A 6,726-nucleotide genomic window follows, 5' to 3' on the forward strand; every position below is an offset into this window, starting at 1 on the left:
CAACGAGGCTTGCAATACCGGCCCGGCCCGCTAAAAGCCCGCATAAAAGGCTTATGAGAGTCTCTCCGGCCTCTCCATCCTTCACCAGGAACGGTGCATGAAGCTTTTCGCGGGCAATTCCAACCGGGTGCTGGCCGAAGCGGTCGCTCGCTATCTCAACATCCCGCTGGGGAAGGCCAGCGTCAGGCGCTTCGCCGACCAGGAAATCTTCGTCGAGATCCAGGAAAACGTGCGCGGCGAGGATGTCTTCATCCTGCAGTCGACCTCTTATCCGACCAATGACCATCTGATGGAACTGCTCATCATGATGGACGCCTTCATGCGCTCCTCGGCACGACGCATCACGGCGGTCATCCCCTATTTCGGCTATGCGCGGCAGGACCGCCGCGCCTCCGGCCGCACGCCGATCTCGGCCAAACTGGTCGCCAACATGATCACCCGCGCCGGCGCCGACCGCGTGCTGACGCTCGATTTGCATGCCGGCCAGATCCAGGGTTTCTTCGATATCCCGACCGACAATCTGTTCTCGGTGCCGGTGATGGCCCGCGACGTGAAAGCCAAGTACAAGCAGCTCGGCAACGTCGTCGTCGTGTCGCCCGACATCGGCGGCGTGGTGCGGGCGCGCGCGCTGGCCAAGCGTTTCGACGCGCAACTCGCCATCGTCGACAAACGCCGCGAGCGCCCTGGCGAATCGGAAGTCATGAACATCATCGGCGCCGTCGCCGGCAAGGACTGCCTGCTGATCGACGACATCGTCGATTCCGGCGGCACGCTTTGCAACGCGGCCGACGCGCTGCTCGCCAATGGCGCGACCTCCGTCACCGCCTACATCACCCACGGCGTGCTCTCCGGCGGCGCCGTTGCCCGCATCGCCGGATCGAAGCTGCAGGAACTGGTGATCACCGATTCCATCCAGCCGACGCAGGGCGTGCTCGACGCGCCGAATATCCGTGTCATTTCGATCGCCGACCTGATGGGCGAAGCGATCTCGCGCACGGCCACGGAAGAATCGGTGTCGAGCCTGTTCGATTAATCAGAACTGGTCGCCGCGGGCGCATAGCGCAGCAGCGTCACCCCTTGCGCAAGGCGCTCCGTGCCGAGCGGCTTCAACGCCAGCGACAGGCCGGACCGGAAATATGGCTTGCCGCCGCCCAGCACGACCGGATGCACGTAAAGCCGGTACTCGTCGATCAGGCCGGCACGCGCAAGGTGCCCGGCAAGCTCGGCGCCGGAGACGGAAATCTCGCCATCCGTGTCCGCCTTGAGCGCCCTTGCCACGACCTCCGCGTCACCTTTCGCCAGACGGGCATTCGGCCCAACCTCCTGAAGCGTGGTCGAAAACACGACCTTCGGCGTCTCCCGCCAGGCGCGGGCAAAATCCCGCTCGACCTCTTCAGCGGCGATCCCGCGCTCCGGGCTGTCCCAGAAGCGCATGGTTTCATACATCCTGCGCCCGCAAAGCGCGATGGATGTCCGTCGCATCTCGTCGTTGAAATGCCGATGCAATTCTTCATCGGGAACCGGCAGGTCGATGTCTCCGCTCGGCCCGGCGATATAGCCATCCAGCGATGTCAGCATGGCATAGACGATCGTCGCCACTAGGCTTCCTCCGATTTTGCCTCCAGCAAAAAGAGCACAACTGATTGCAATTCGCAATCAGTATTTGGAAAATAGAACCTGTGCCGAGAACGGGCGAACCGGCTCAATACCGCGGGCGCTGCTTCACGCGGCGATCGGGCCGCCTGTTCGGCGCGGGTTTTCACCGGCATCGCGCGCGCCACGCATATAGCCGCGCGGCGACGCGCCGAGCATGCGCTTGAACATGGTGATGAAGGCCGGCACGCTGTCATAGCCGAGATCGAGCGCCACCCTGGTGATCGGCTCGCCGTCGGCAAGCCTCGGCAGCGCCGCGAACAGGCAGGCCTGCTGGCGCCAGGTCGACAGCGACAGCCCGGTCTGGCGGTGGAAGGCGCGGGTGAACGACCGGCGGCTCATGCCCGCGGCATCCGCCCATTCGTCGATAGTCGCATGCGGCGAAGGGGCTGCCACGAAGCGCCGGCAAAGCGCCGCGAGCTTCGGATCGGACGGGAAAGGCAGGCCGAGCGGCCGTTCCGGCAGGCTCGGGATCTCGTGCAGCAAAAGTCCCATGACGAGCGCGGCACGCCCTTCGAGCTCGCCGCCCTGGGGCAGCTTCTCCGATTCGACGATCAGGCTGTGCATCAGCTCGGTGATGCCGACGACGCGCAAGCCTTCCGGCAGGCCGGCAATGGCGTCCGGCATCACATAGACCGAGCGCATCGAGACGTCGCCGAGCATCTCGACGGCGTGCTCGGTGCCGGCCGGTATCCACATCGCATGGTCGGGCGGCACCATCCAGCGTCCGTGCCTGGTCGTCACCAGGACCACGCCAACCAGCGCGTGCAGCAGCTGGCTGCGGCTGTGGCGGTGCTGCGGCACGCGATAGCCGTCCGGATATTCCGTCGGCAGCGCGACCGCCGGCCCGACGGCCTGTTCCAGCCATTGCCAGCGGCTTTCATGCAGCCGGCCGAGCTCGGCGGCGTCGCCTCTGAATATCTCCCGGCTATTCGGCATCGGATGTGGCCCACTTGCGAAATTATTGGACCAAACCACGAAAGAAGTCGCTTGGCAACAGGCCTATAAGGCCGCCTGCGGTACGCCGCCAAAAGACTACGGAGCATTGCCTTGACTGATACGACCGCCACCTCCGTCGCCGCACCGGCGCCGGCAAGCAACATCTCGGCGCAGGCGACGGCCTTCACCGTCATTCTTGCGGTGAGCTTCTGCCACTGCGTCAACGACATCATGCAGTCGCTGCTTTCGGCGATCTATCCGCTGCTCAAGGACAATTACGGTCTCGATTTCTGGCAGATTGGCCTTCTGACCTTCACCTTCCAGGTGACGGCCTCGCTGCTGCAGCCGGTGATCGGCATGATCACCGACAAGAAGCCGATGCCCTACTCCTTGCCCTGGGGCATGGCCTCGTCGCTGGTCGGCCTGGTGGTGCTCGCCCATGCCGGCCATTACTGGCTGCTCCTGATCGGCGCCTCGCTGATCGGCATCGGCTCGGCGATCTTCCATCCGGAATCCTCGCGCATCGCCCGCTTTGCATCTGGCGGCCGCTTCGGCCTTGCGCAATCGCTGTTCCAGGTGGGCGGCAATTTCGGCCAGGCCATGGGCCCGCTGCTCGCCGCCTTCATCGTCGTGCCGTTCGGGCAGACCAGCATCTCCTGGTTCGTCGTCGGCTCGCTGATCGGCATCGTCGTCTTGTGGCAGGTCGGCGGCTGGTACAACCGTCTGCGCGCCTCGCTGGCCACCCGCAAGCAGGCCGCTCATGTCTCGCCCTTCGCGCGCAAGAAGGTGATGTGGGCGCTGGCCGTGCTGACGCTGCTGGTGCTGACCAAGAACGCCTATATCGCCTCGCTCTCCAGCTACTACACCTTCTACGCCATGCATAAGTTCGGCGTTTCGGTGCAGATGAGCCAAGTGATGCTGTTCCTGTTCCTCGGCGCCTCGGCGCTGGGCATCCTGCTCGGCGGTCCGTTCGGCGACCGCTATGGACAGAAGGCGATGATCTGGTTCTCCATCGTCGGCGTGCTGCCCTTCACGCTGGCGCTGCCCTACGCCAATCTGGAATGGACGATGGTGCTTACCGTGCTGATCGGCCTGATCCTGTCGTCGGCCTTCTCCAACATCGTCGTTTTCGCGCAGGAACTGGTCCCGGGGCGCGTCGGCATGATCGCCGGCATCTTCTTCGGCTTCGCCTTTGGCATGGGCGGCATCGCCGCCGCGGTGCTCGGCGTCGTCGCCGACATGAAGGGCATCGACTTCGTCTACCAGATCTGCTCGTACCTGCCCTTCCTCGGCCTGCTGACCGTGTTTCTGCCCGACATGAAGGAAGCGCGGAAGGCCTGAGCCGGCGAGATCGGCGGCCAAGCCGCCGTTCAGCCAATAATCGCCGCCGGGTTTGAGACCTTGAAGGTCCCGGATCCGGTGGCATCTCATGGCGCAGCGCTTGCATTGCCCAAAACGCAGGTTCTTTTCTCGGCGCCCATGCGCACGAGATTAGCTCTTTCCGATCAAACCCAGGCGTTGCAGAAGGCCGCGAAGAAAGCGGCCTCGGCCATTGGTCGGGTTCGCCGTCGCCTGGCGTTGCCGCCTCGGCAGCGCTGCGAACTGCTCGGGAAGCCTCCGAAGCGTCGAAGTCCAAAGCAGCGTATCGAGCTGCGCGATATCCGCGGAGTTCAACTCTTCCGGTTCACTTCTGAGCGCCTGCGCCAGCAGATCCCGGAAGTCATCCGGCCTGTCGGCCAGCCGGACATTCCGCCAATGCTTGAATTGCTCGTAGCCGCGCAACGCGAAAGTCGTCGCCACGACGGGCTTGCGATTGTACAGCGCTTCCGCGGTCTTGATGTTCGTGCCGCCGCCCTCAAGGATCGGAAGCATCACGACATCGGCAAGTTCGATCAGCGCGCTGAGGGTCGCGCCGTGCTGCACGCCGAGCAGCTCGATCCGTGCATTGTCGGTGCCACGGTGCAGCAGGAATCCGGGATCGTTGCGTATCTGATCGGCAACGCCGCCGACCACCACGATCCGCTCCGAGGCTGAGAGGAAACCGAGGTTCGGACCCGTCATCTGGAGAAAACCGCGGGCGTTGGGCGGATGGCCCGAGCCGACGAACAGCGCCGTGCGCAGGCCGGCGAACCGCGACGCCCAACGATCGAGGCCGATAGGCATTTCCCGCGGCCAAATGCCGTTGGCGGCGACCACCACGCTTGGATTCAGCTTGCGGAAATAGGTTGCATCCTGCTCGCTGACGGCGACGATCAGGTCTGCCTTTGCGGCAAGATCGGGCTCGATGTCCGCCGCGCGTTGAGCACTCCAGCGGTCCATTTCCGCGCCGGCGATCATGGCCTCCTGCGCCAGCATTTCCTGTTCGACGTTGTGCGAACTGTACACGATTGAAAAGCGTGCCTCGGGCGAGCACGTTTCAACATACTCGCGCAAGGCCGGCCAAAGCCAGCACTGCTCCAGGGCGATGACATCCGGCCTGAAGCCGTCGAGAAATCTTGCGATTTCGCGGCGATGGGACTTGCTGCCTGCGATGAATTCAGCGGCGGCGACATCGGAACGCCATTTGCGCCGGGCCATCTTCTTGCGAAAGCTGCGCGGCATCTCGATGAAAAGATCGCCGGCCTCCATTTCCCGCCTGGCGCCGCGGTTGGGAGTGACCACGACATGGCGTGTTTCCCATCCGCAATCCCGCAAGACCCTGTGGATGGCATTCGCCCTCAACTGACCGCCATGGACCGGCCGCCGGATCGGAAACGTTCCAAGCGAAACATACCTCATCGGATCGACGTGATGGCCAAGCCGCCGGCATGAAGTGGCCGTCTCAACGTCGCAATCATTCTCTGGCCCCCAATTTAAGCGGGACACTACCATTGGACGCCCAGTCTGGACATTATGTTGGTGGATGGGTGCCAGGTGCGCCCAAGATAGGCCTTGGCGATTGCAAAGGTGAGAGCATCAGCTCGGTCTGAAGGGGAAGGAAGCATTTGACGTCGGGCAACGGACGAGATCCTTCCAAGTTGCGAATCCTGACGCTTCTGGCGCGCCATGGCACCGCCAGATATCCCACCGCGCTGCAGGATTTGAAGGCGATGTTTGCCGCGCAAATGCCAGACGTGGCGCACCACACGCTTGTGATCGACAATTGCCTGCCGGAAGGTCGGAGCGTCCAGCTTGATCGCGAAGTCGAATTGATCGGGGGCTCCAATTCCAGCTGGGAATTCTCCGCCTGGGACAGCGGCATTGCCCACATCGGCAAACGGGTGAATGACTATGACCTGGTCCATCTCGCTACGTCTGCATTCGCCGAATACACGCCGGACCATCTCAAGCTGATCGACCAGGACGTCGTGCGGCATCTGTCGGGCTTGAATGCGGTGCTCGGCCATATCGATTTCTTCAATGAGCCGGTGTCGATGTTTGGAATTCCCTCGCAGGCTTGGCTCCGTAGCTCGTTCATCCTGATGCGGCCCAGGCATTTGCAGGCGCTTGGATCGATGGTCGGCGTGACCGATGGCGCGCCGATTTTCAGCGGGAATCCGCTTTCGCCCTTCCGGGAAGACGCACCGGTCTCGCGCCCCTATAGACAGCTGTTGATTGGATGGCTTACCGGAGCCGGGACCGGGCAAGGCCCTGGATGGCATTCCCGGTTCGATCTCACGGACGAAACGCTGCCTCTTTTCGAGGGCAAGGCAAGGGCGATCCTCAACGAGCAGATGCTGACGAACCGATTGCTCGCAATCGGCAGCGCAATCGTCGATGTCACCTGGCTCGCGCGAAAGGCCAAGGCTGCAGACAGCATATCCTTGGGCGACATCCCCGATTGGCGAGCGCAACTGCGGCCGAGAGTGGGGCGCAAATTCGCGCGCCTCCTCGGTAAACCCGGTCGGGGACGACAGCCCTAGAGCATGATCCCGAAAAGTGGGAACCGGTTTTCGGAGAAAGATCATGCTCCAACAACGAGTAGATCGAGACGGCGATTCAACGCCACAGTACACGACGCAAGGGTGAGGACGGCTTGAAGTGATTTGATTGGAGGATTCTTCGCCAAAAGGATCTGCCGATGCCGATCACGATTCACACCGCCCTCATCGAGACCCTAAGCCGTCATTTTGCACTGCGCAATTCGCGCCTGGA

6 protein-coding genes are annotated in these 6,726 nt (G+C 63.0%); 3 read left to right on the top strand and 3 right to left on the bottom strand.

Features of this window, described 5'->3' with window-relative positions; genetic code table 11:
- Positions 1–97: 97 nt before the first annotated feature.
- Positions 98–1,033, top strand: a complete 936-nt coding sequence (locus FJ414_RS27800; protein WP_126059768.1) for a ribose-phosphate pyrophosphokinase — start codon at positions 98–100, stop codon at positions 1,031–1,033.
- On the opposite strand, the gene FJ414_RS27805 is transcribed toward FJ414_RS27800, so the two are convergent.
- Entirely contained in the window at positions 1,030–1,599 is a 570-nt protein-coding gene (locus FJ414_RS27805; RefSeq protein ID WP_140647564.1) for a dihydrofolate reductase family protein, read from the bottom strand. The genes FJ414_RS27800 and FJ414_RS27805 overlap by 4 nt on opposite strands.
- Positions 1,600–1,722: 123 nt before the next feature.
- Positions 1,723–2,592 (bottom strand): helix-turn-helix transcriptional regulator, encoded by an 870-nt coding sequence (locus tag FJ414_RS27810; protein ID WP_140647565.1) that lies wholly within the window; start codon positions 2,590–2,592, stop codon positions 1,723–1,725.
- Positions 2,593–2,703: 111 nt separating this feature from the next.
- Between FJ414_RS27810 and FJ414_RS27815 the strand changes: the two genes are divergently transcribed.
- Positions 2,704–3,933: an MFS transporter gene (locus tag FJ414_RS27815; RefSeq protein ID WP_181181734.1), complete on the top strand. Its 1,230-nt coding sequence runs from the start codon at positions 2,704–2,706 to the stop codon at positions 3,931–3,933.
- A gap of 150 nt (positions 3,934–4,083) precedes the next feature.
- On the opposite strand, the gene FJ414_RS27820 is transcribed toward FJ414_RS27815, so the two are convergent.
- On the bottom strand, positions 4,084–5,463 hold the full coding sequence (locus FJ414_RS27820; RefSeq protein WP_140647567.1) for a glycosyltransferase: 1,380 nt from the start codon (positions 5,461–5,463) through the stop codon (positions 4,084–4,086).
- 113 nt (positions 5,464–5,576) lie between these two features.
- On the opposite strand from FJ414_RS27820, the gene FJ414_RS27825 reads away from it, so the two are divergent.
- Complete coding sequence (locus tag FJ414_RS27825; RefSeq protein ID WP_246672515.1) at positions 5,577–6,494, top strand: hypothetical protein; 918 nt, start codon at positions 5,577–5,579, stop codon at positions 6,492–6,494.
- Positions 6,495–6,726: the final 232 nt, after the last annotated feature.

This window comes from Mesorhizobium sp. B3-1-6, from assembly GCF_006439555.1.
In the GTDB taxonomy this organism is placed as follows: domain Bacteria; phylum Pseudomonadota; class Alphaproteobacteria; order Rhizobiales; family Rhizobiaceae; genus Mesorhizobium.